22 protein-coding genes are annotated in these 21,822 nt (G+C 35.8%); 8 read left to right on the top strand and 14 right to left on the bottom strand.

The window, feature by feature from the left end:
- Positions 1–153: 153 nt before the first annotated feature.
- Together GZ212_RS09780 and GZ212_RS09775 are read right to left on the bottom strand one after the other, a co-directional pair.
- On the bottom strand, positions 154–1,710 hold the full coding sequence (locus tag GZ212_RS09780) for an arylsulfatase (protein ID WP_166959464.1): 1,557 nt from the start codon (positions 1,708–1,710) through the stop codon (positions 154–156).
- A 227-nt stretch (positions 1,711–1,937) separates the two neighbouring features.
- Positions 1,938–3,500 (bottom strand): arylsulfatase, encoded by a 1,563-nt coding sequence (locus GZ212_RS09775; RefSeq protein ID WP_206080425.1) that lies wholly within the window; start codon positions 3,498–3,500, stop codon positions 1,938–1,940.
- Between the two features lie 353 nt (positions 3,501–3,853).
- On the opposite strand from GZ212_RS09775, the gene GZ212_RS09770 reads away from it, so the two are divergent.
- Both GZ212_RS09770 and GZ212_RS09765 read left to right on the top strand, forming a co-directional pair.
- Positions 3,854–4,624 (top strand): outer membrane beta-barrel protein, encoded by a 771-nt coding sequence (locus tag GZ212_RS09770; RefSeq protein ID WP_166959461.1) that lies wholly within the window; start codon positions 3,854–3,856, stop codon positions 4,622–4,624.
- 11 nt (positions 4,625–4,635) lie between these two features.
- On the top strand, positions 4,636–5,718 hold the full coding sequence (locus GZ212_RS09765; protein WP_166959458.1) for a PCMD domain-containing protein: 1,083 nt from the start codon (positions 4,636–4,638) through the stop codon (positions 5,716–5,718).
- 7 nt (positions 5,719–5,725) lie between these two features.
- Here the strand turns inward: GZ212_RS09765 and GZ212_RS09760 are convergent, their stop codons facing one another.
- The 5 genes from GZ212_RS09760 to GZ212_RS09740 form a co-directional block, all read right to left on the bottom strand.
- Complete coding sequence (locus tag GZ212_RS09760) at positions 5,726–6,796, bottom strand: BamA/TamA family outer membrane protein (RefSeq protein WP_166959455.1); 1,071 nt, start codon at positions 6,794–6,796, stop codon at positions 5,726–5,728.
- A 163-nt stretch (positions 6,797–6,959) separates the two neighbouring features.
- On the bottom strand, positions 6,960–7,385 hold the full coding sequence (locus GZ212_RS09755; RefSeq protein ID WP_166959452.1) for a hypothetical protein: 426 nt from the start codon (positions 7,383–7,385) through the stop codon (positions 6,960–6,962).
- 185 nt (positions 7,386–7,570) lie between these two features.
- The gene (locus tag GZ212_RS09750) at positions 7,571–8,620 is read right to left on the bottom strand and encodes an HAD family phosphatase (protein ID WP_166959449.1); all 1,050 of its coding nucleotides are present in this window, start codon (positions 8,618–8,620) and stop codon (positions 7,571–7,573) included.
- Positions 8,621–8,803: 183 nt separating this feature from the next.
- A complete protein-coding gene (locus tag GZ212_RS09745; protein WP_053972392.1) occupies positions 8,804–9,451 on the bottom strand; it encodes a hypothetical protein in 648 nt (215 codons plus the stop codon).
- Positions 9,452–9,510: 59 nt separating this feature from the next.
- Positions 9,511–10,320 (bottom strand): hypothetical protein, encoded by an 810-nt coding sequence (locus tag GZ212_RS09740; protein ID WP_206080424.1) that lies wholly within the window; start codon positions 10,318–10,320, stop codon positions 9,511–9,513.
- A gap of 284 nt (positions 10,321–10,604) precedes the next feature.
- Here GZ212_RS09740 and GZ212_RS09735 point away from each other — a divergent pair, with 284 nt between their 5' ends.
- Together GZ212_RS09735 and GZ212_RS09730 are read left to right on the top strand one after the other, a co-directional pair.
- Positions 10,605–11,585 carry a carboxypeptidase-like regulatory domain-containing protein gene (locus tag GZ212_RS09735; protein ID WP_166959443.1) on the top strand — a complete coding sequence of 327 codons (981 nt, stop codon included), beginning with the start codon at positions 10,605–10,607 and terminating at the stop codon, positions 11,583–11,585.
- Positions 11,578–11,934, top strand: a complete 357-nt coding sequence (locus GZ212_RS09730; protein WP_166959438.1) for a MauE/DoxX family redox-associated membrane protein — start codon at positions 11,578–11,580, stop codon at positions 11,932–11,934. Before GZ212_RS09735 ends, GZ212_RS09730 begins: the two co-directional genes overlap by 8 nt.
- Here the strand turns inward: GZ212_RS09730 and GZ212_RS09725 are convergent, their stop codons facing one another.
- The gene (locus GZ212_RS09725; protein ID WP_166959434.1) at positions 11,935–12,600 is read right to left on the bottom strand and encodes a uracil-DNA glycosylase family protein; all 666 of its coding nucleotides are present in this window, start codon (positions 12,598–12,600) and stop codon (positions 11,935–11,937) included. It abuts the gene before it with no gap.
- Complete coding sequence (locus GZ212_RS09720) at positions 12,587–13,231, bottom strand: CDC27 family protein (protein WP_166959431.1); 645 nt, start codon at positions 13,229–13,231, stop codon at positions 12,587–12,589. Before GZ212_RS09720 ends, GZ212_RS09725 begins: the two co-directional genes overlap by 14 nt.
- A 165-nt stretch (positions 13,232–13,396) precedes the next feature.
- Here GZ212_RS09720 and GZ212_RS09715 point away from each other — a divergent pair, with 165 nt between their 5' ends.
- Complete coding sequence (locus tag GZ212_RS09715; protein ID WP_082316616.1) at positions 13,397–13,525, top strand: 30S ribosomal protein THX; 129 nt, start codon at positions 13,397–13,399, stop codon at positions 13,523–13,525.
- A gap of 26 nt (positions 13,526–13,551) precedes the next feature.
- Here the strand turns inward: GZ212_RS09715 and yaaA are convergent, their stop codons facing one another.
- From yaaA to GZ212_RS09700, 3 genes are all read right to left on the bottom strand, one after another.
- On the bottom strand, positions 13,552–14,310 hold the full coding sequence (yaaA, locus tag GZ212_RS09710) for a peroxide stress protein YaaA (RefSeq protein ID WP_166959428.1): 759 nt from the start codon (positions 14,308–14,310) through the stop codon (positions 13,552–13,554).
- A gap of 90 nt (positions 14,311–14,400) precedes the next feature.
- The gene (locus GZ212_RS09705) at positions 14,401–15,441 is read right to left on the bottom strand and encodes an RluA family pseudouridine synthase (protein ID WP_166959425.1); all 1,041 of its coding nucleotides are present in this window, start codon (positions 15,439–15,441) and stop codon (positions 14,401–14,403) included.
- Between the two features lie 3 nt (positions 15,442–15,444).
- Positions 15,445–16,002 (bottom strand): PASTA domain-containing protein, encoded by a 558-nt coding sequence (locus GZ212_RS09700; protein ID WP_053972386.1) that lies wholly within the window; start codon positions 16,000–16,002, stop codon positions 15,445–15,447.
- Between the two features lie 105 nt (positions 16,003–16,107).
- Between GZ212_RS09700 and GZ212_RS09695 the strand changes: the two genes are divergently transcribed.
- On the top strand, positions 16,108–17,082 hold the full coding sequence (locus GZ212_RS09695; RefSeq protein ID WP_166959422.1) for a D-alanine--D-alanine ligase: 975 nt from the start codon (positions 16,108–16,110) through the stop codon (positions 17,080–17,082).
- 67 nt (positions 17,083–17,149) lie between these two features.
- The gene (gene coaD, locus GZ212_RS09690) at positions 17,150–17,608 is read left to right on the top strand and encodes a pantetheine-phosphate adenylyltransferase (RefSeq protein ID WP_166959419.1); all 459 of its coding nucleotides are present in this window, start codon (positions 17,150–17,152) and stop codon (positions 17,606–17,608) included.
- A gap of 5 nt (positions 17,609–17,613) precedes the next feature.
- On the opposite strand, the gene GZ212_RS09685 is transcribed toward coaD, so the two are convergent.
- Complete coding sequence (locus GZ212_RS09685) at positions 17,614–19,236, bottom strand: SulP family inorganic anion transporter (RefSeq protein WP_166959416.1); 1,623 nt, start codon at positions 19,234–19,236, stop codon at positions 17,614–17,616.
- A gap of 176 nt (positions 19,237–19,412) precedes the next feature.
- Between GZ212_RS09685 and GZ212_RS09680 the strand changes: the two genes are divergently transcribed.
- Positions 19,413–21,149 carry a M14 family metallopeptidase gene (locus tag GZ212_RS09680; RefSeq protein WP_206080423.1) on the top strand — a complete coding sequence of 579 codons (1,737 nt, stop codon included), beginning with the start codon at positions 19,413–19,415 and terminating at the stop codon, positions 21,147–21,149.
- On the opposite strand, the gene GZ212_RS09675 is transcribed toward GZ212_RS09680, so the two are convergent.
- A complete protein-coding gene (locus tag GZ212_RS09675) occupies positions 21,142–21,816 on the bottom strand; it encodes a M15 family metallopeptidase (protein WP_166959413.1) in 675 nt (224 codons plus the stop codon). The genes GZ212_RS09680 and GZ212_RS09675 overlap by 8 nt on opposite strands.
- Positions 21,817–21,822 lie beyond the last annotated feature (6 nt).

The following is a 21,822-nucleotide window of genomic DNA, read 5'->3' as shown; positions in this document are numbered from 1 at the left end:
CGAGATTTAAATCCTCTGCAATCCAGATATAAAATCTCGTATGCAGTTACCTTCTGTATTTCAGGGATAAAAGGAACTGGAATATTTTGGCTTTTCCAGTTCCTTTTTGTTTTCTTTTAAATTATTTAGTTTTATCTAGTCAATATAAATTTCCTATTGTTTACCTTCTCCTAGTTGTTTTACAAGTTCAGAGAAATCTAACGTGGCTGCTTTTTGTACAGGCGGATATTCTTGAAGTGATTTAATATGTTCACCAAGAATTTCTTGAACAGGTTCATTTAAGAATTGTTTCTTTTGTACGATATCTGAACGATCTGTTAGGTTATCAAAACTTTCATAAGGATCGAAATGGATGTTATACATAATAGGAAACTTTTGTTTTTCATATGGCGCGTAATAGTTTTCGCTTGTTTCAAAGTGTAGCTTCCATTGATTAATTCTAATAGCTCTTATCGTAGATTCGTGATAATATATAAAGTTATTACGATTACTATTTTCACTTTTACCTAACCAATAATCCAGGTTATTAACCCCATCGATATATTGTTTTTTCTCTTTCATCATTTTATCGGCTACATCAGGAACACCTGCCGCGGCTGCTAAGGTTGAAAAAATGTCCATGTGTGATTGAATGCCACTAAGTGTTTTACCAGCAGGAATATGATCTTTCCACATCACCATCATAGGGACACGAACACCTCCTTCATAAGTGGTCATCTTTTCACCTCTAAATGGTGTGGTCCCCCCATGTAAACGTGCACTGTGTTCTGGCCCATTATCAGTAGAATAGACCACAATGGTATTTTCTAAAGCACCCATTTTTTCTAGTTTATCCAGCATTTCGCCTATCATCATATCATGTTCCATCATACCACTACCATAAAAGTCATGTTCTGTAGTATAAGGCTGTGCTAAATAGCGGTTTTCTGGTTTTAAATGGGTATACATGTGCATTCTACTTGGATTAAACCAAACAAAGTAAGGTTTACCATCTTTTTGAGCTCTTTTAATAAAATCGATAGACGCTGCCATAAACTCTTCGTCAACAGTTTCCATACGTTCTCTTGAAAGTTGCCCAGTGTCTTCAATCTTTTGTTTACCGACCTTACCAAAACGTGGATCTACAGTAGTATCGTCGCCATCAGTAGCCCAGGTATGTAATACCCCACGAGTCCCATATTTTTTAAAAAACTCTGGATCTTGCGGATAGTCCTTTTGCTGATATTCTTCTTGTGTATTTAGATGATATAGGTTTCCAAAGAATTCATCAAACCCATGAACCGTTGGCAAATGGGAATTAAGATCACCTAAATGGTTTTTCCCAAATTGTCCAGTGGCATAGCCTTGTTCTTTAAGTACTTCGGCAAGGGTTGGAGACTCCTTTTTAAGTCCAAGTGGGCCACCTGGTCTACCTACGGTAGTCATACCACTTCTAATAGGGTATTGACCGGTAATTAAAGCGGCACGTCCTGCTGTACAACTTGGTTGTGCATAATGTTCGGTAAACATCGCACCTTCTTTAGCTATGCGGTCTATGTTTGGTGTTGTGTATCCCATAACGCCATTGCCATAAGCACTTACATTACTCCAACCAACATCATCTGGAAAAATGATTAAAATGTTGGGTTTCTTGTCTTGAGCAAATGATAAAATGGAAAATAAAAGAAGATTGAGAATAACCAATCTTTTAATAGCAACTTGTTTTTTCATGAGAGTTAAGTTTATATAAGTTTTATAATTAAATGAACTCGTTTGATTGCTATTAAATTAAAAGGAGGATGAAGTTAATAAAAATCAAACAAATACTACCTTAAAAATAGAAACAAAAATGATATTAACAGTCATTTATTGTAAGTATATTCAACAAAATCATCTATATGGAATGAATAAAAAAAGGGCCATAAATTATGCCCCTTTTTATTAAATGAGATGGATTTTTATCGACCTCCCATGGTTGATTTAAGTTTTTCTTCGATGGAACTCAAATTAAAAGAACCAGGTGTTTGACTAGGAGGATACTCTTTCATAGTCATTAAAAATTGAGCTGCCAATTGTTGAATAGGCACTAAAACATAAGCGCGATCTAATAACCAATCATAATACACATTGGCATTATGTTGTGCTTTTTCAAACGGATCTCTTCTTAAATTTTCAATCACAGGAACACGTAATTCTGTAAAGGGCTCCATCCATACACCAAACTGCACCCCTCTATTTTCAAGAAACACAACCTTCCAATCATCATATCGGGCTGCTACAATTTGACCATCATCATTAACATACCAAAATTCATGTCGGGGTGATTCTTCGGTTTTTCCAGATAAATAATCGTTCATGTCATAGCCATCAATGTAGTTTTTATAGCTGCGTCCATTTAAACTCACTCCCGCTTTGATTTTCTCCTTAATTCCAGGTGCTCCTGCAGCAGCGGCAAAGGTTGGCAACCAGTCTTCATGAGCTACAATACCATTTAGAGTAACATCCTTTTGCCAATGACCAGGCCATTTTACAAAAGCAGGTACGCGATAGGCTCCCTCCCAGTTGGAATTTTTCTCACCTCTAAAAGGCGTCGTTCCAGCATCTGGCCATGTGTTGTAGTGTGGTCCATTATCAGTGGAATACATTACGATAGTATTATCAGTAATTCCTAATTCGTCTAATAAAGTCAAAAATTTACCCACATGCATATCGTGTTCAATCATACCGTCCGTGTATTCGTCATGACCTTTGTGTCTGCGCTCTTCTTTCACGTGGGTTCTAAAGTGCATTCTTGTTCCATTCCACCAAACAAAAAAGGGCTTACCTGCCTTCACTTGCTTTTTGATAAATTCTATTGCTGCATCTGATGTTTCATCATCTATGGTTTCCATTCTCTTTTTGGTTAATGGTCCCGTATCTTCTATGCGTTGGCCTCCCTTACCATCTGCCCAGGTATGAAGTACACCTCTAGGGCCAAACTTTTCTCTAAAAGTTTGGCCATCCTTCATGACCATATCTCCAGGATAATCATAATTCTCTGGTTCTTCCTCTGCATTTAGATGGTAAAGATTCCCCAAGAATTCATCAAAACCATGATTAGTAGGTAAATGCGTATCCAAATCGCCTTGATGGTTTTTACCAAATTGTCCCGTAGCATATCCTTGACTTTTTAAGACAGTCGCCATAGTCACATCTGTTTCTTGCCAACCCTGTTCGGCTCCAGGTAAACCAACTTTGGTCATTCCGGTTCTAACGGGTACATTACCACCTATAAAAGCCGCACGACCAGCAGTACAAGATTGTTGTGCGTAGTAATCTGTAAATGCGACTCCTTCTTTAGCTATTTTGTCAATATTTGGCGTTTTGTACCCCATCATACCCCGATTATTGTGGCTGATGTTCCAAGTACCGATATCGTCTCCCCAAAGCACCAAAATATTTGGCTTTTTTTGGGCAATCGATAAACAAGGAATAAGCATTAAAGTCAAAACAAGTGTTTTGAAGTAATTTAATTTTCTCATAATAGATTGTTTAAAATTAAAGATGTTTGATAGCTTAAAAATTAAATGGCTTAACCAATACAATTTCTAAGTTACTGAAAAAAAGAAAACTACAATAGAAACTATTTAAAATTACTGTTAAGAAACTACTTATATTCTCACCATAAATAGTAGAAAGTTTGAAACTCCTGAGTATAACTAGGAATTTTAAGGAATCAGGCATAATAAAATTCCTCTTTTGACTTTTTAAATCTTATGACATTTATTATTTAACTCACTATTCACCAAATGATTTGTACTAGAAACCTCATGAAATTTATGTATCTTTTCAATAGAATAATTACAAGAATTAATCATTAAGATATTACAGTTTCATGAAAGCAAAGGGTCTATTCATTTATTTATTCATCTTTCTATTGCCTTTCATGGTTTTAGCTCAAGACAAAGAGCAAAAGAAGGATAGTACCTATACGCCTTACGATTTAATTTCCACCTATTATAATTCCAAATTCAAACCCTTTAAGAAGCGTAACGTTTATGTAGGTTTTGCCATGTCTCTTGAAGACAGAAAATTGGAAAACACAGACCTTCTTTTGCGTCAGGTAATTGATGGTAACCAAAATAAATATGACCTTAATTTAAAGGGCGGATATTTTATTGGGAATTATGCCATGTTGGGGGTAAATCTAAATTACAATCAAGATAAATTTAGTGGATTAGTTCTTAAAGACAGTGACACCATTAATTCCAATACGATCTCTCGAGGATTTGCCATCACGCCATTTTTGAGAACAGCAGTTCCATTAACAGCCAATGAGCGTTTAAGCTTTTTTACAGAAATTGGGATTACCTACGGTAGAAGCACGAGCCTTACCAGGGATATTTCAAACATGGATGAAATCAATAAGACGTATACTACCAATAATAGGTTTCGTTTAGGTTTGAGTCCAGGAGTCACCTTTTTTGCGATGGAAAACTTTGCTCTTGAAATTGGATTGAATGTCCTTGGATATGAGATAAATACACGAGAACGAACCGTCAATAACACGGAAGCATCTAAAAGAACCACTCAAAATGTTGATTTTGAAATTAATATTTTATCCCTTCAACTAGGTCTTGCCTATTATTTTGGAGCTGGAAAATAACAATGGGAATCATGAAAAAGATCATATTTATTTTTTTAATTACGTTAGCTAGCTCATTCTTGAATTCATGTGTTGAAGAAGATTATTTTGGAGCATCTTCCTACGGTAATATCAAAGAGATTTTGGTTAGCAACCAAGCTGGAAATGCCATTATATTAACCGACAGTCTTCTAGTTAAAGTAGAAATTCCAGGCGGTGTGGATTTAACCCAAATTACTCTTGAAACATTAGAAATATCATCTTTTGCTAATGCCGATAAATCTGTAGGGGATGTTTTGAATCTTCAGGAAAATCAAATGATAATGGTTACTGCAGAGGATGGTTCTGTCCATCCTTGGACCATTGAAGCTATTGTCGCTTCAGAAACGCCCCAATTAAGCAATGGAGATTTAAATCAATGGTATCTCACTTCATCAAATTATTATGAACCTGGCTCTGATGCCAACACAACCATATGGGGTACTGGAAACCAAGGCACTCAAATTCTAGGTGATTTAGCCACTTTCCCAGAAGATCTGGGCAACGGTAATTTGGCGGCCAAATTAATCACCTTAGACTTAGGACCATTGGCAGGAACCTTTGGAACCCCCATTGCAGCTGGGTCTCTTTTTACAGGTTATTTCAATCCGGATAATATAGAGATAAGTGATCCAGAAGCAGCTATTGAATTCGGAACCCCTTTTGCAGCTAGACCCACCAAACTTCGGTTTAAATACCAATACACACCTGGGCCGGAAAACGAAGATCAAGATGGCAATCCTTTAAATTATGGAGATGCATGCGACATTTATGCCCTTTTGGAAATAAGACAGTCTGGAAATATTCAGAGGTTGGCCACTGCCTGGTTTAGAAGTGATGCAGAACAGGGAAGTCTTACTACACAAGAAGTGGACTTTATTTATGGCGAATTAGATACCAGTTACCCAGACTATATGTTCCCAGAGAATGGCATTTTTGTAAGTGATGATTTAGCTCAATTTGGTTTGTCTACACACATCACCTTTGTGGCTTCATCAAGCTTTGATGGCGCTCATTTTGCTGGAGCGGTTGATAGTGTTTTAATAATAGATGACATTGAATTGGTATATGAGTAAATTTGAACTAAAAAGCTTCTCCAATTCTAAAATAAATACCCCAATCGTCTTTACCCAACGCAGCATCTAAACCGATGTTAAACTTGGTTTGTTTAAAGGCCTGATATCTATAACCTATTCCTCCGCCAGGAAGAAACTCTCCATTGAAATCCTCATTGTCGGAGTCAAATAAGGTTGCAACCCCCACAAATCCAACAAAGCCCATTCGATTTATGTTGTAACGGTACTCGCCTTGAAGTGCCATAACGATATTGCCTCGGTACTTTCCTTCCGAATATCCTCTTATATCCTTCCCTCCCACTATTGTTTGTTGCTCAAAAGGCACACTGCCCAAACCAAAGTCCCCTGAAAATCGAGCTGCCAAAACATCTTTTTCATGTCTCATTGGGAAATAGGTGTTATAAGCTGTTTTAATTCGATTGGTTACCTCATCATTTCCAAACCAAGTTGGGTATGTAATCCATTTGGCATTCACCTTTACACCTGAATGCGGGTAATACACATTATCTCTCGTATCATACAATAAGTTGAAGTCTAAACCGTGAGTAATGGTAGTAGTTGCCTCCAAGATTTGGTCTTCATAGTCTGTATCATATTTAGCATAGTTATAGCTAAGTCCCCCATAAAAACCCTTAATAATCCTCTTTTGGAGACCAACACTTAACATGGTGGCATTTGTTGTATAATTGTAAAAACCAGCATTATCAAAACCATCCATAAAAAATTGGGAGTTAACATCTCCGTTAAAAAGATAAAAAGTTCCTCTCCAATTGTCTTCTTTAAAATAAAATCTATTAAAGAGACCCACTACATATGACTTATTAGTCGTATAAACTGCTGAAACACCAGATAAGGATTTAGGAGAAATGGTGTCATTTTCTTGAAGACGATACATGACCATAGGAATGACTCCAATCATGAAATCTAAATTTCTATTGTAGCTTATAAATGGCATAACTGTGAAATCGGCCTTTTTATCCTTTTCCTTGGTATTCATAAGGCTGTCATTCTCCTTTTGCTGACCTAAAATAGGCATAGACACAAGAAGAAGGGAAAAGATGAATAGTGCTTTTTTCATTAATGTTGAATTGTTTGTTATTAGAAGTGAAATAATTCTAAATCCGAGGTCATGTTTAAACTTAATAAATCAAGATGAAAAATCTATTTTAAACAAAAAAGGCCCAGAATCCATTAAGGACTAAAGGCCTCTTCCTATTTTTCTATTGTATTCTGATATAAAATTATTTTTTGAAGCCCATTTTTCTATAAACAGAGTGCACAAAGGTTTCGACACTTTCCAAATGTATCTGGTACTGTTCTTCATTTAATAGGCCCTTGGCTTCTGTATTTAATTTTTTTATTTCATCATCGAACTTTTCTTTCATTTCTGGAAGGCTTAAGTTTTGATCTAAATCGTTCAACCTACTTACTTTGTAATAATGATAGCCTATGATGGAATTATAATCATCTCGCAAATTATCGTTCATATTCATTTTCTCAACTTGATCGTTGAACCAAACTTGCCTATTCCAACGCTCTTCTTGAGTTATTAAGGTATCAATCTTATATTCCTCTCGAGCTAATTGTTTAGCCGATTTTTTTTGAGAAAAACCATGTTGAGCAATCAACACAAAGAATAGCAGTAAAAAGAATTTGAAGATTTTCATTATTTAAAAGACTTAAGATTAGACAACCCCAATTTAATAAATATGACCATACCAAATATGAATTTCGCTTATAATATTTTAGCAGTGAATAGCTTACCAATTTGAATAACACTTAAATTAAAAGAAGTTTAAATTTAGGTGTAAAACCACCCAAATGTTTTCATTCGTTATAAAAATTTCTTTTTTTATTTTTCAAAAGGATAGATTATAGACCAATCTTTGGCCATATCAACAATAGTCCACCCCTTATTAACTGCTTCATCCCAACCTTTGTCAAAACCACCAATATGGGAACCTCTGTCATAAGACCATTCCCTAACAGAATCGGTATGATGAATATACAATTCGAAGTTTTTATAATCGGAAGACGCTGTCCATTGTAACATTTGAAGATCTCCGTCAGAGTTTCCAGCAGCAAAAACAGGTTTTTTCCCAATAAAGTGCTGTATTCCCACCGGTTTCCCTTCTTTATCATCAATAAAATCCAATTCCGGCAAACGCACCAAACGAGGGCCTTCATCGGTCATTTCAAATTGAGTTTTTATTACACTTCCTACTATTTGATCTTCTGGAATGCCATAAGCGTCAACGGCCCAAGCCCTCATAAAGTCTATGCCACCACCCGAAACAATATAGGTTTTAAAACCATTAGCTCTTAAAAATTCTAAAAGTTCCAACATGGGTTGAAAAATCATTTGATTGTAGGATTGCTCTGTTTTGGGATGTTTTGCGATAGCCATCCAGTTGACAACTTCTTCTTCAAAATCATCTGTGCTCATACCAGCATGGGTTGTCATTATCAAAGTCACAATAGCCTTCATGCCTTGTTTTGATAGAGAAGTCATATCTCCATCAATAACGGCTTGGTATGGTTGCTTCCCTTCCCACTCTGGATGGTCTTTGGCCATTTTTTTTACCTGATCTATAGCAAACAATAGTTGAAAATAAGCGGGTTGCTCACTCCACAAGGTACCATCATTGTCAAAAACCGCAACTCGATCTTTTATTGGAATAAATTCAGCTCCTCCTTCTTTAGTAACCGCATTCACATAATCTATAATAGCTTGTTTATTTTTCGTATCGTTCCAAGAGGGTAAGACATCCGTTATTTGTTCTTGTTGACCAACTGTTTCCTCTTGAATCGATTTTGGTTCCTCATTTGGTGATTTACAGGAGCTCAAAAAGAATAGGACAGCGATTGCTGAGAATATTGGCTTTAAAAATGATTTTTTCATGATTTAAGAGGATTTAAGTTTACAGTATTAAGCATATAGGATTAAAAAATAGCTCATCTAAGGTAACAAAAATCACATCAACCTCAAACACAAAAACAACTGTAAATCAAAGTTTTAAAATAAAAAAAACCACTAACGCAAATGTTAGTGGTCTTCTGAGTTCTAATTTTTATAAGAAAATCTCTATTCTGATTTTAATACACCATCTTCAATCATCTGATGTATGATAGCTTCCGAATAACTTTTGATGAAATCTTCCATATCTGCCGGATCATAGGTCTTTGACTGTGCAGACCAAAGCAACTCTTCAGTTTCTACATCATAAAGATTGGTTTCCAAATAAAAAGTTTTGGTTGTATCATAATATCCTGGCGTATATGTAATGGGAAAGGAATAATTATAATAGCCATAAAAGCTGTTATAATAGCCATACATATAAGGTGAATAACCAGACACATACATTTCATTTCCAGGATGGTATCTTGTTGTGGTTTCCTTGTCTTGTAGGTTGACCGTAAAAATAGTCTTTGCACCAGTAGCCTTAATTTCCCTTAAAAGATATTCTTTGGAAGGCATATCCTCTTTGGTGAATTTTTGTATAAAGATGTCCTTACTCTTGGTTGCTTTAATACCTCGTTGACCAGCTTGAAAGGCAATTTCTTCTTCCATAACATTTTTGGCCTGAGTATTATTGGTCATTGCCAAAATAAAAACAGAACCTTTAGTCCTAGTGGCCAATTTATCTTTATTGGTCCAAGCACCTACAATTTTTGTTGATGACCCGCAGGAAACTAGTAACACACTAATACACAAAATAAGTAATTTTTTCATTGAATGATTTTATAGATTGATTATTGATTAACATTTATTATTTGGATGGCTAATGAAAGTTATTGCTTTTTAGGATAAAGCAATACCAGTCCAAACCGAACACCAAAATCGGCAGCATTACCATTGCCATAATGAATTCTAGGTCCCAATAAAAGCTGTGCCATTTGGCTTCCCATAGTGATTACTTTAGATCCAACAATATTTATAGAGCCCGATGTCGATTTATAATCCCAATTTTGGGTCAATTCTGTATTAAGTGCCAAAGCATAACCTCCCGCAAAATTTTTAGCAAGAAACGGTTGTAAAAACGTAGCATTGACATCTTGTCGATTACTATCTCCAGCCACTGACCAAATATGGTTTACCAAAGCACCGGCAGTTAAAGTACCTAACTGCTTCAGGACAACTGCCGTGGGTCCCACACCAAATTTTTTAGTTCCTAAATAATCATCGGTTGCTGTAGGCACCAACAATACGGGTCCAGCACCCCAAATTAATCCACCTGATGTCGGCTCCTTAGGCGAAAAGAACGCACTTACTACGGCATCACTTAACCCTGTTTGATTTCCGCTGTTACCATAAATGTCGGTTTGAGAAACAACAGGCAAAATAACTCTACCTATTAAATTCCAATTTTCGCTAATACTTATAGGAATGACTGGTTGGATGTTTAAGGTAAATTTGGTTCCGTTTTCTGGGTCATAACCGAAATCCAAATTCCCTTGAAACGGAACACTTATCAAACTAGCAACAGGATTTTGAAGTTGCTTAGCTAAGGCATCTGCAGAGCTTGTCTCGTCTTGGGCATAAATAGAATATCCAAATAGTAGTGCTACAACAAGCAAGCATTTTGAAAATAAAGACTTCATATAATAATTTTTCATAAAAAACTTGTTTCCAAATTATCCCCAATGGACCTCATATAATTTCGAATTTAGAGCCTAATACTTTAAATTTCGTAAGGCTCCTAAACGTTTCTCTTTGAGCGTCAATCAAATGTACTATTTATTTGACAGATGTTAACTTTTTGGATTCATTTTTTGAAACACACTTTGAAATTTTAAATCTCCCAAATGTGTTTTTTAAAACTTACACAATAAAAGAATCGACATCAGATTTGACTTTGACCATATTTTATTAATATCTTTTGACTATGAAAAAATGCATCCTTTTAATAGTCCTTTTAAGCTTTGGATTGAACTTTGCACAAACCAAAATAATTGACAAAAAAACCAATGATCCTGTTTCATTTGCGACCATATCATTTGGAGATGGATTTGGAGTCTTTGCCAATGATCAAGGTCGCTTTACTTTCACAAAAAAACTTTATCCCGATATTGACACTTTATACATTTCTGCTTTGGGTTACAAAGACCTTAGTCTTCCTGCTGAACCACTCCCAGAGACCATCTTTATGGAGGAAGAAATAGATCACTTAGACGAGGTGGTAATTTATGCTAATTTAGAAGATCGCAAATACAAGGTAGAAAAACTAAAACCCTATTTAGATGATGACTATTACAGTTGCTGGCTTCCAACTTTGGAATCAGAAATTGCCGTGTTTTTCAAGAATGAGGGGTCCGAATTAAAGCAATTAACTTCTGTACAGTTTCCCATTGCCTTGGAATCTGAAGATTGGAACAAACGGAAACGGTCCAATGCTGATAAAAAAGAATTTTCGACCTTATTTAAGGCCCAATTTTATAAAAACGAAGGTGGTTATCCGGGAGACCCGTTAACCTACCAACAAGTCACTTTTAGAGTTACCGAGGAAGATGGCGACCAATATGACTTGGATGTCACATCTAACCAAATCTTTATTCCAGAGAACGGTTTGTTTATTTCCATTCAGGTGATGGGTTATACCGATGAACAGGGAAATCTACTTCCTAACAAGCAATATAAAGAAATCAAATCAAGAAGCGGCATGGTTAAAATACCTACCAACTTTAGACCTTTGTTGCCTTTTACAGATGAAATTCGAGAAACAAGAACCTTTATAAAAAGGGTGTTTCAATATACCAATGAATGGTCACCATTCCAAAAAGGAAGCTTTCAAGGATCTACGCTTTTAAAGGCTGGTAAAAACAATTACGGCATGGGAATAAGTTACAGGAAGTATAAAGATGAATAGTAACCCTTGGCATTTGTACCTCATGGGAGGTCTCTACATCCTAGCAGGGTTGATGCATTTTATCAAACCCAAGATGTATATGAGGATTATTCCTCTTTATTTACCTAACCATAAACTTCTGGTCTATTTGAGTGGTATCATGGAAATCCTCCTAGGCATTACTGTTTGTATCAAGGCCACCAGACCTTTTGCTGTTTTAGGAATTATTTGCATGCTACTGGTATTTTTAACGGTTCATTTCTATATGTTGAATGATGAAAAAATCAGTGCGAAAATCCCAAAATGGATTTTAATCTTAAGGATACCTTTACAGCTTGTTTTAATGTATTGGGCTTTTTATTACTTTTAATTAAAAGAACTCTCGGTATTGCATCACCCTAAAATCAAAGGTTGTAAAACTTGGGTTTCGCTGTTTTATTTGTTTGTATAATGGCATACTACCTACTGCCCTATTAGCACTACCGGAAGGCGCCGTCAACGAAACTGTTCTTATAGTTCGAGTCATATTTTTATCCTTGACATAAAAGACATGTATTCTTGGAACCTCTTGATTTATCGGTGTAAGTTTCAATCCATTCAATTTTAAATGTTTTCTGAAAAAATATTCCGGGCCATTTTTACTGTTGCCTCCTGTAAACAATAAGGTATCTATTTTAGGATGAACTTTAATTTGTCCCAGAAGATCTCTTAACACCACATCTTGCATGCCTATGTCGGAGGCATCTACTTTATCTCGAAGCGCACTTTCAACCATATCACAAATACCAATACCTTGAGATTTCAAAAAATTTTTACGCTGATCAATGGCATATTTGGTGTTTTCATAGACTAGATTTAAATCAAACAATTGGTCTAAAATTCGCCACAATTGCCCATCTCTACTTCCATAACAAAAGTCCACGTCGTCTGGTTTTAGATTGCCTGTTGAGAATCTGGGAGGTGGCAGTGTACCTACTATTAGTTTTGTAGCCTGCTTTGGAATGAATGGTTTATATGGATGTTTATGAATGAACATGAAATTCAGCTCTCATTTTTTCAACCTCCACAATAGTAGAGCGATAAAGCCTTCTATTCATTTTATTCATATATTTTGACTCCTGAAAAATTTCTTCAATTATTTCTTCACCATCTTCAACCTTGTTATTCCTCAACAAAAACTTGGCTAAAAGTAGTCTTTCCTCATAATTTGAATATCTTACATCTATAGGACGTAAGTTTGTTTCAGCCTCGTCTATTTTATTCAGTTTTTCTAAAGCCTGTCCAAATATGAATTGGGTTTTTGAACCTTGAAAACTCGAATCCTTTTTCAGCCTTTCACCATACAATAAAACTTCGTTATAATTTGAATTGAAAAACAAGGCCAGAATGAGGTTTTCTATGACATAAACATCATTTTCATTATGGTCTTCTAAGGTCCTTTTAAAATGAAAAATAGCATTTTCAAAATCTCCTATTTCCATATAAGCATCAGCAAGATCCACCCTGTTCTTATAAGTATCAGAAAACTCCAAACGTTTTCCTAAATCCTTTACCTTTTTAGTGGGATTAATAATAGAAGTTACATTGCTATTTATTTTACTCACATCTCTCCTGTTCAAAACTTGAGTAAGCAAATAAATAATACCTCCTACAAGAGGTAAAAACATAATAATTAAGTACCAGTAGTATTCTTTATGATTTTTTATGGCATGAAATATACAAAAGCCCTGAACAGCAATGACTAAATAATAATAACTCACTTCTAACGATAATTACAACAGTGAAAATAAAAAAATTATTATCTTGAGGACACACAATGCTAAAAAAATAAAATGGGCAAAGGAGACAAAAAAACCAAACGCGGTAAAATTAATAGAGGTTCACACGGGGTAAGGAGACCCCGAATCAAAAAGAAACCAAAACCTGAAGATAAGATAAACGTTAACAAAAAAGCACAGTAAGAATCCTAGGTACTTATCTCACTATCTTATCTAGTGAAAACCAATTCAGTTTTAGAAGATAGTTCTTCGCTGAAACCATAGCCTTCATAATTAAATCCTTTAAGGTCTTCAACGGTTTGAGCATTTGTTTCAATAATATATCTTGCCATCAACCCACGGGCTAGTTTCGCAAAAATAGCTATGTTTTTATATTCACCTCCTTTGAATTCTTTAAAGGTTGCTGTAATCACAGGTACTTTTAACGCTTTAGCATCAACGGCTTTGTAATACTCATTACTTGCCAAATTCAGGAACAATTCGTCATCTTCTAATTCCTCATTAAGCGCTTGGGTTACTTTCTTCTTCCAAAACTCGTAAAGGTTTTTATTCTTCCCAACGGGCATTTTGGTTCCCATTTCCAAACGATATGGTTGAATTAAATCTAAAGGCTTAAGGACCCCATACAAACCTGATAAAATCCTCACTGTATTTTGTACCCGATCCAATTTATCTAAAGAAATCTCATAAGCATCCAATCCACGATACACATCACCATTGAAGGCATATACAGCCGGTCTTGAATTTTCTGGTGTAAACGGCAATTCCCATTCTTGATTTCTCTCATAATTCAATTGCCCTAAACTATCGGATATATGCATCAATTTTGAAAGACTTTTGGCCGACTTCTTTTTTAATAATTTATTCAGTCTATCTGCCTCTTTTAAAAAACAGGCTTCCGTGTGTTTGTTTGTAGGTAATTGACTTTCGTAATCTAAAGATTTAGCGGGTGATAATACCAGTTTCATAAATTGATTTATTTATTCCAAAAATACAAATGGAAAGGCTATTCAGCAACCACAATCTTAAGAGTTTTATAATAAAGGAATAAGGAAAAATTATAATAGTTCCTGATGTTTTGCATAATTGCGCCATTTCTCTATACACAGCTGCATATCTTCAGGCAACTGTGTATCAAAACGTAATGTTTCTCCAGTTTTAGGATGAACAAAACCAAGTGTTTTTGCATGAAGCGCTTGTCTAGGCAAAGTCTTAAAACAATTTTCTACAAATTGCTTATATTTTGTGAAAGTGGTCCCTTTTAAAATAAGGTGTCCTCCATAACGTTCGTCATTAAACAAAGTATGTCCGATATGTTTCATATGCACACGGATTTGATGGGTTCTTCCCGTTTCCAACTTACAGGATACCAACGTTACATATCCTAATCGCTCCAATACCTTGAAATGGGTAATAGCTGGTTTTCCTTTATCAGCTTCATCTCCTTCAAAAACTGTATTTTGTAATCTATTCTTTGGGTGACGCCCGATATGGCCTTCTATGGTTCCTGCATCTTCCTCCACATTTCCCCAGACCAAGGCTACATATTCCCGTTCACTGGTTTTATCAAAAAACTGTTTGGAAAGATGCGTCATGGACTCTTCAGTTTTGGCAATGACCAATAAACCACTCGTATCCTTATCAATTCTATGAACCAAGCCTGGTCTATTACTAGAATTATTGGGCAAATTTTCAAAATGATATATCAAGGCATTGATTAAGGTTCCGGAGTAATTACCATGGCCTGGATGCACAACCAATCCAGCTGGTTTATTAATGACCAATACCTCATCATCCTCATAGACAATATCCAACGGTATATCTTCGGGCGTCAATAAATATTCATAAGGTGGATGTTCAAACATCACCCTTATTTTATCAAAAGGTTTGACCTTGTAATTTTGTTTTACAGGAATATCGTTAACATAGATATTTCCACTCTTTGCGGCTGCTTGAATTTTATTTCTGGTTGCATTCTCAATAAAATTCATAAGGTATTTATCTATGCGTAAAGGTTGTTGCCCTTTCTCTGCAGTAAAAGCATAGTGTTCATAGAGCTCATCATCTTGCTCATCGATATCATTGATTACCTCAGCCATAACCTATTCTGGTCTATTTCCGTTTCCTAATACTAAATCTATTTTGGATTTTTTGGGCAGCATTTCACCAGCCTCCAAAGGTTTTCCATCATAAATCACTCCTAAAACCACATCTTTCGCAATGTTGTCTTTATACGTTAATTCCCCCAATTCAAAACCCAAAGCCTCCAAGGTTGGTTTGGCCTGTCTTAAGGTTCTCTCCCTTAACTCTGGAACCATAACTTTTCTGTAACCGGATGGATTCAACGTTAAATAGATTTTTCGGTCCTCCTTAACTTGTTTCCCAGCTGGTGGATCTTGTTCTATAACCGAATACTTTGGATAATCGGGATTAAAATTTGAAGAATCCAATACTTCCATTTGCAAGTGGTTATCATCCAAGGCTATTTTGGCAACTTCTATGGATTTCCCCGTTAAATCTGGAACGGTCTCAAATTCACCATGATTGGTGGTACTATTCAACCATCTCAACAACAAAAAGCTGATAACAAAAATGGCTACTACAGCCAAGACAATTTGTTTTAAAAAAGCTTTACTTCTCAGGAAATTAATCAGACTCATTTATAATTTTTTACCCAACAAATATATAAAAACCGAACTGTTTTTACTTTTGATTTATTAGTGATATTTTAGCTTAACGATATTTTACCATCGTTTCTTATCTCTATGAAAAAAAACATAGCCATCATAATGGGAGGATATTCGAGTGAATATGAAATATCCTTAAAAAGCGGTAACGTAGTATACGAAACCTTAAACTCCAATAAATATACCCCTTATAGAATTCACATTTTCAAAAACAAATGGGTTTATGTGAATGACAATGGCATTGAATTTCCAGTTGATAAAAATGATTTTTCAATTATCCATGATGGAGAAAAAATCACTTTTGACTGTGTTTTCAATGCTATACATGGTAGCCCTGGTGAAGATGGTTTTATGCAAGCCTACTTTAATTTATTAGGAATTCCCCAAACCAGCTGTGGGATGTATCAAGCAGCCTTAACATTTAATAAGAGAGACTGTCTTAGTGTTTTAAAACCATATGGCATCGCAACAGCAGAATCCTTCTATTTGAATTTTGGGGATGATATTGATGAAGAAGCTATAATCAAAAAAGTTGGGTTACCTTGTTTTGTAAAAGCTAATAAAGCCGGAAGCAGTTTTGGAGTCACCAAAGTTTATGAAAAGGAAAAATTGAAAGACGCTATTAATATTGCTTTTAAGGAAGATGATGAAATCATTATTGAATCATTTTTGGATGGGACCGAAGTTTCAGTGGGAGTCATCTCCTACCAGGGAGAAATCAAAGTATTGCCGATTACTGAAATTGTAAGCGACAATGATTTTTTTGATTACCAAGCTAAATACTTGGGACAATCTCAAGAAATCACCCCAGCCAGAATAAGTGATGAGTGGACCTACAAGGTTTCGGAAAAAGCCAAAAAGATTTATCAAGTTTTAAAAATGACTGGCTTTTCTAGAAGTGAATTTATTTTTAAGGATGGAGAGCCGCATTTGTTGGAAGTCAATACCGTTCCTGGCTTAACAAAAGAGAGTATTTTACCTCAACAAGCCAAAGCAGCTGGAATATCCTTGTCTGAACTCTTTGAAAATGCCATTGAAGAAGCTTTGAAATAAAATCTGTAATTTTATAACCTCGAAGTTTTATAACTATCAATCAAAATCTGCTACAAAATATTAATCGATGAAACGAGCTATATTTCCTGGATCTTTTGACCCAATCACCTTAGGCCATTATGATATTATTCAAAGAGGCGTCAAGCTGTTTGATGAAATTATTGTTGCCATAGGAATAAACTCCGATAAGAAATATATGTTTTCATTGGAAGAGCGAAAAAAGTTTATTGAAGATGCCTTTAAAGATGAACCCAAGGTGAAAGTGGTAACCTATACGGGTCTTACTATTGATTTTTGTAATGAAATAGAAGTTCCCTTTATCTTGCGAGGTCTGAGAAATCCAGCTGATTTTGAGTTTGAAAAGGCCATTGCACACACCAACAGACATCTTTCTGGAGGTATTGAGACTGTGTTCCTTTTAACGGCAGCCAAGACCTCCTACATCAGCTCTAGCATTGTTAGGGATGTTATCAAAAACAATGGAAACTACACTCAATTGGTTCCCGATAGCGTAGTCATTAAATAAACCTTTTAGAAGTCGTATTCAGATAAAGATTTGGTGAATTTTTCAGGATTGGCAGCCAAATGATATCTGGGGTCATCAATATCTTCTACTACCACTTCCCTAAATTTAGGACTGGATTTATAAAGCAATTCTTTACAATCTTCACTTAAGTGTTTCAGTTTGATTGACTTTCCTGCTTCTTCATATTTGTTAACCAAATTGTAAACTGCTTCCAAGGCAGAATGGTCACTAATTCTAGATTCCACAAAATCAATTTCTACCTTTTCTGGATCATTTTTGACGTCAAACTTTTCATTAAATGCCTTAATAGACCCAAAGAAAAGCGGTCCCCAAATTTCATAAATTTTAGTACCATCGGCACGCATTCTTTTTCTAGCTCTAATGCGTTTGGCGTTTTCCCAAGCAAAAACCAAAGCACTGACTATCACTCCTGAAAAAACCGCTATGGCCAAATCAAAAATTACAGTTAACCCAGAAACAAGAATTAAAACAAAAAGATCACTTCGAGGAATTTTATTGAAGATTCTAAAACTACTCCATGCAAAGGTCCCTATGACTACCATGAACATTACACCTACTAAAGCTGCAATTGGCACTTGTTCAATAAGCGAAGAACCAAAAAGAATAAACATGAGTAATCCTATAGCGGCCACAATTCCTGATAATCGTGTTCTTCCTCCTCCTTTTATATTGATAATGGATTGTCCAATCATGGCACATCCACCCATTCCGCCAAATAAGCCAGTTACAATATTTGCCCCTCCTTGAGCTAAACATTCCCTGTTGGCATTTCCTCTTGTTTCGGTTAATTCATCAATAAGATTTAAAGTCATTAAAGATTCTATTAACCCAACGGCTGCTAAAATCAGTGCATATGGCGCAATGAATTTTAAGGTTTGTAAATTAAGAGGTACTTTATTAAAAATATCCCATTGGAAAGAAGGAAGTCCACCTTCGAGACCACTACCTCCACCTTCACGAATAAAACTTCCTACGGTAGCAACATCCAAACCGCCAAAAATAACAATGGCCGATACCACTAATATAGCTATTAGGGCCTCTGGAAGTTTTTTGGTCAATTTAGGCAACCCAAACATAATTCCCATGGTAAGAGCTACCAGCCCAATCATTACCCATAATTCTTTTCCATGCATCCAAACTGCCGTTCCATTTTCTATGGATGTAAACATCCCAAGTTGGGCAATAAAAATAACGATGGCCAAACCATTGACAAATCCCATCATTACGGGGTGTGGAATCAGTCTTACAAATTTTCCAAGTTTAAAAACACCAGCCAACATTTGAATGATCCCCATTAAAATAACGGTTGCAAACAGGTAATATAATCCTAAGTTCTCCCCTTCTGCCCCCATCGCATTTCCTTCGGCAACCAAATGAACCATCACTACAGCCAGTGCCCCAGTGGCACCACTTATCATTCCAGGACGGCCTCCAAAAATTGATGTGATCAAACCAATCATAAAGGCTGCATATAAACCAACTAAAGGATCAACTCCGGCTACAAAAGCAAAAGCAACCGCTTCTGGCACTAAAGCCAGAGCTACCGTAATTCCACTTAAAATATCATTTTTGGCATTTGCCGCTCTCTTTCTGATGAATTCCGTCATGATAAGTTGGTTTAAGCTGCAAAAATAAGGTTAATATCCAAGTTTACAAGTTTTAGAAGCAAACATAGTAGTCTGCTCCTCTATTCTAGAATGCCTTTCATGAAAATTCAAAATTGCCTATCTGAAATAAAATTTTCAATTTTAGTCCCTAATTATTTTCTTCAAAAAGGAATTCCATGAAAAAAAGATTTTTTTACATCATTACAGGAATCTTATGCCTTTGGTTTAAGTATGGTTTTTGCCAAGAAAATTTCGTTACACAATTTGAAAAATCCAATGGATTGGAAACAGCGGCCTACTATGACGTCATTGCCTATTACCAGAACTTGGCAACGGCCTATCCAACAATTACTGTGGACAGTATGGGCATTACCGATTCAGGGGAGCGACTTCACCTAGTCACCTTTGATCCTGAAAGGAATTTTGATTTTGATTCAAACAGAAAAAACAAGCGTATCCTCTTAATCAATAATGGTATTCACCCAGGAGAACCAGATGGTATTGATGCTACCATGATGCTTTTTAGAGATTACGCCAGTGGCCAGCTTAAAGCTCCTAAAAATACGATTATAGCAACCATTCCTATTTATAATATTGGCGGTAGCTTGAATAGAAATTCAGGAACCAGAGCCAATCAAAATGGACCTAAGGAATATGGTTTTAGAGGTAATAGCCGAAATTATGACCTGAATAGGGATTTTATAAAATGTGATACCGAGAATGCTAAATCCTTTGCAGAAATATACCACTTGGTAAATCCAGATGTGTTTATAGACAATCACGTGAGTAACGGTGCCGATTATCAATATGTTCTCACACATTTATTTACACAACACAATAAAATGGGAGGCCCCATGGGTGCCTTTATCCATGAAACATTCAGACCTCAACTGGAGCAAGAACTTTCATCAAAATCATGGGACATAACGCCTTATGTCAATGTATTTAACGCAGTCCCCGAAAAAGGATTCAGTCAATTTATGGACTATCCACGCTATTCCACAGGCTATACAACTTTATGGGGCACACTGGGAATGATGCTTGAAACCCACATGCTCAAACCCTACAAGCAACGTGTTGAAGGTACCTATTTATTCATGCAGACCGTTGTGAACTTGACCGAGACACATGGAGAAAAAATTCGAGTTTTTAAAGAACAACAAACTACTAAATACAAGCCTAACGAAAGCTACCCTTTAGATTACAAAATCGATACTACCAGATTTTCGACACTTGAATTTAAAGGTTATGAAGGAGAAATTATTACCAGTGAAGTCACGGGGTTAAGTCGTTTAAAATACCATCGCGACCAACCTTTTTCAAAACAGGTCAATTATCAAAATTATTTTGTTCCTTCGGTTGAAGTGGATATCCCAAAAGCTTATATCATTCCTCAAGGTTGGCATCATGTGATTGAGCTTTTAAAACTGAATCAAATAGAAATGACCCAGATTCAAAAGGATACCACCATTTCTGTAGAAAGTTATAGAATCCAATCTTTCGAAACACGAAATTCTCCTTATGAAGGTCATTACCTTCATTACAACACTCAAATTCTTTCGTCAAAAGTTGAAAAAACATTTAGAGCAGGAGATTTCATCATCAATACACAACAGAAAGGAATCAGATATTTGTTGGAAACTTTTGAGCCTCAAGCACCAGATTCCTTTTTCAACTGGAATTTCTTTGATACTATTCTGCAGCAAAAAGAAGGCTTCTCACCTTATGTTTGGGAAGACAAAGCTTCCGAAATGCTGAAGCAGAACCCCGATTTGAAACGGGAATTTGAAAACAAAAAGTATACCGATGGTAACTTTGCAAAAAATTGGTATGCCCAATTGGAATGGTTATTTCAAAAAAGCGATAATTACGAGGCTGCCCACATGAATTACCCGATTTATCGTATTAATTAATAGAAAAGTTAAAATAAGTATCGGGGAAAGGTTCGTTTCTCAAAGTGAAATGCCACCATTCCTTGGAATAGCTTCTAAATCCATGTTTCTGCATGACTCTTTGTAGACGTAAACGGTTCTCCTTTTGTTTTGCCGAAATACTTTGATAAGATACCCAAGATTGAACACCAAAAAAATCATACGGACTTCCCATGTCAAGGGGTTCTAAAGTCTCTGCATCAATAATGGTCAAATCTACAGTGCTCCCTCTGCTATGTCCAGATTTGGAAGCTATATAACCTTCTTTAAAAAGGTTACCTTTTTTGACCTCTGGATAGAATTCCTGTTTATTTATAGTATCATTTAATTCCCTTGCCCAATGCACAAAGTGATTAACTGCCTGTTGTGGTCTATAACCATCATACACTTTTAGACATAAATTTTCATTTTCTAAATCTTCTTGAACCATTTTTAAAGCCTCTGCCGTCTCCAAGGTGAGAATCAATCTATTGGCATGATATCCGGCAATGGTATCGCCTACAAAATTATGGGTGGAATAATAACGTAATTCAACTTCTAAATCAGGGATGATTTCATCAACATAAACAAAGCCTTCAGGAAGTGGTTCCTTTTGGGTGGAAAAAAAACCGAAAATCACAAAGATTAAAACACTTATTGTATATTTCATAGAAAG

The organism is Mangrovimonas sp. CR14 (genome assembly GCF_011764015.1).
GTDB classification, from domain to species: domain Bacteria; phylum Bacteroidota; class Bacteroidia; order Flavobacteriales; family Flavobacteriaceae; genus Mangrovimonas; species Mangrovimonas futianensis.
This window is presented reverse-complemented; position numbering and strand designations above follow the sequence as displayed.

Excerpts from the sequence above, each read along its gene's own strand:
- GZ212_RS09730 (WP_166959438.1), top strand. The coding sequence starts at position 11,578 with ATGAATAGTAACCCTTGGCATTTGTACCTCATGGGAGGTCTCTACATC.
- GZ212_RS09740 (WP_206080424.1), bottom strand. The coding sequence starts at position 10,320 with ATGAAGTCTTTATTTTCAAAATGCTTGCTTGTTGTAGCACTACTATTT.
- GZ212_RS09755 (WP_166959452.1), bottom strand. The coding sequence starts at position 7,385 with ATGAAAATCTTCAAATTCTTTTTACTGCTATTCTTTGTGTTGATTGCT.
- GZ212_RS09695 (WP_166959422.1), top strand. The coding sequence starts at position 16,108 with ATGAAAAAAAACATAGCCATCATAATGGGAGGATATTCGAGTGAATAT.
- GZ212_RS09745 (WP_053972392.1), bottom strand. The coding sequence starts at position 9,451 with ATGAAAAAATTACTTATTTTGTGTATTAGTGTGTTACTAGTTTCCTGC.
- GZ212_RS09780 (WP_166959464.1), bottom strand. The coding sequence starts at position 1,710 with ATGAAAAAACAAGTTGCTATTAAAAGATTGGTTATTCTCAATCTTCTT.
- GZ212_RS09715 (WP_082316616.1), top strand. The coding sequence starts at position 13,397 with ATGGGCAAAGGAGACAAAAAAACCAAACGCGGTAAAATTAATAGAGGT.
- GZ212_RS09750 (WP_166959449.1), bottom strand. The coding sequence starts at position 8,620 with ATGAAAAAATCATTTTTAAAGCCAATATTCTCAGCAATCGCTGTCCTA.
- GZ212_RS09735 (WP_166959443.1), top strand. The coding sequence starts at position 10,605 with ATGAAAAAATGCATCCTTTTAATAGTCCTTTTAAGCTTTGGATTGAAC.
- GZ212_RS09685 (WP_166959416.1), bottom strand. The coding sequence starts at position 19,236 with ATGACGGAATTCATCAGAAAGAGAGCGGCAAATGCCAAAAATGATATT.
- GZ212_RS09675 (WP_166959413.1), bottom strand. The coding sequence starts at position 21,816 with ATGAAATATACAATAAGTGTTTTAATCTTTGTGATTTTCGGTTTTTTT.
- GZ212_RS09700 (WP_053972386.1), bottom strand. The coding sequence starts at position 16,002 with ATGAGTCTGATTAATTTCCTGAGAAGTAAAGCTTTTTTAAAACAAATT.
- GZ212_RS09760 (WP_166959455.1), bottom strand. The coding sequence starts at position 6,796 with ATGAAAAAAGCACTATTCATCTTTTCCCTTCTTCTTGTGTCTATGCCT.
- GZ212_RS09725 (WP_166959434.1), bottom strand. The coding sequence starts at position 12,600 with ATGTTCATTCATAAACATCCATATAAACCATTCATTCCAAAGCAGGCT.
- GZ212_RS09680 (WP_206080423.1), top strand. The coding sequence starts at position 19,413 with ATGAAAAAAAGATTTTTTTACATCATTACAGGAATCTTATGCCTTTGG.
- GZ212_RS09720 (WP_166959431.1), bottom strand. The coding sequence starts at position 13,231 with ATGTTTTTACCTCTTGTAGGAGGTATTATTTATTTGCTTACTCAAGTT.
- yaaA (WP_166959428.1), bottom strand. The coding sequence starts at position 14,310 with ATGAAACTGGTATTATCACCCGCTAAATCTTTAGATTACGAAAGTCAA.
- GZ212_RS09705 (WP_166959425.1), bottom strand. The coding sequence starts at position 15,441 with ATGGCTGAGGTAATCAATGATATCGATGAGCAAGATGATGAGCTCTAT.
- coaD (WP_166959419.1), top strand. The coding sequence starts at position 17,150 with ATGAAACGAGCTATATTTCCTGGATCTTTTGACCCAATCACCTTAGGC.
- GZ212_RS09775 (WP_206080425.1), bottom strand. The coding sequence starts at position 3,500 with ATGAGAAAATTAAATTACTTCAAAACACTTGTTTTGACTTTAATGCTT.
- GZ212_RS09765 (WP_166959458.1), top strand. The coding sequence starts at position 4,636 with ATGAAAAAGATCATATTTATTTTTTTAATTACGTTAGCTAGCTCATTC.
- GZ212_RS09770 (WP_166959461.1), top strand. The coding sequence starts at position 3,854 with ATGAAAGCAAAGGGTCTATTCATTTATTTATTCATCTTTCTATTGCCT.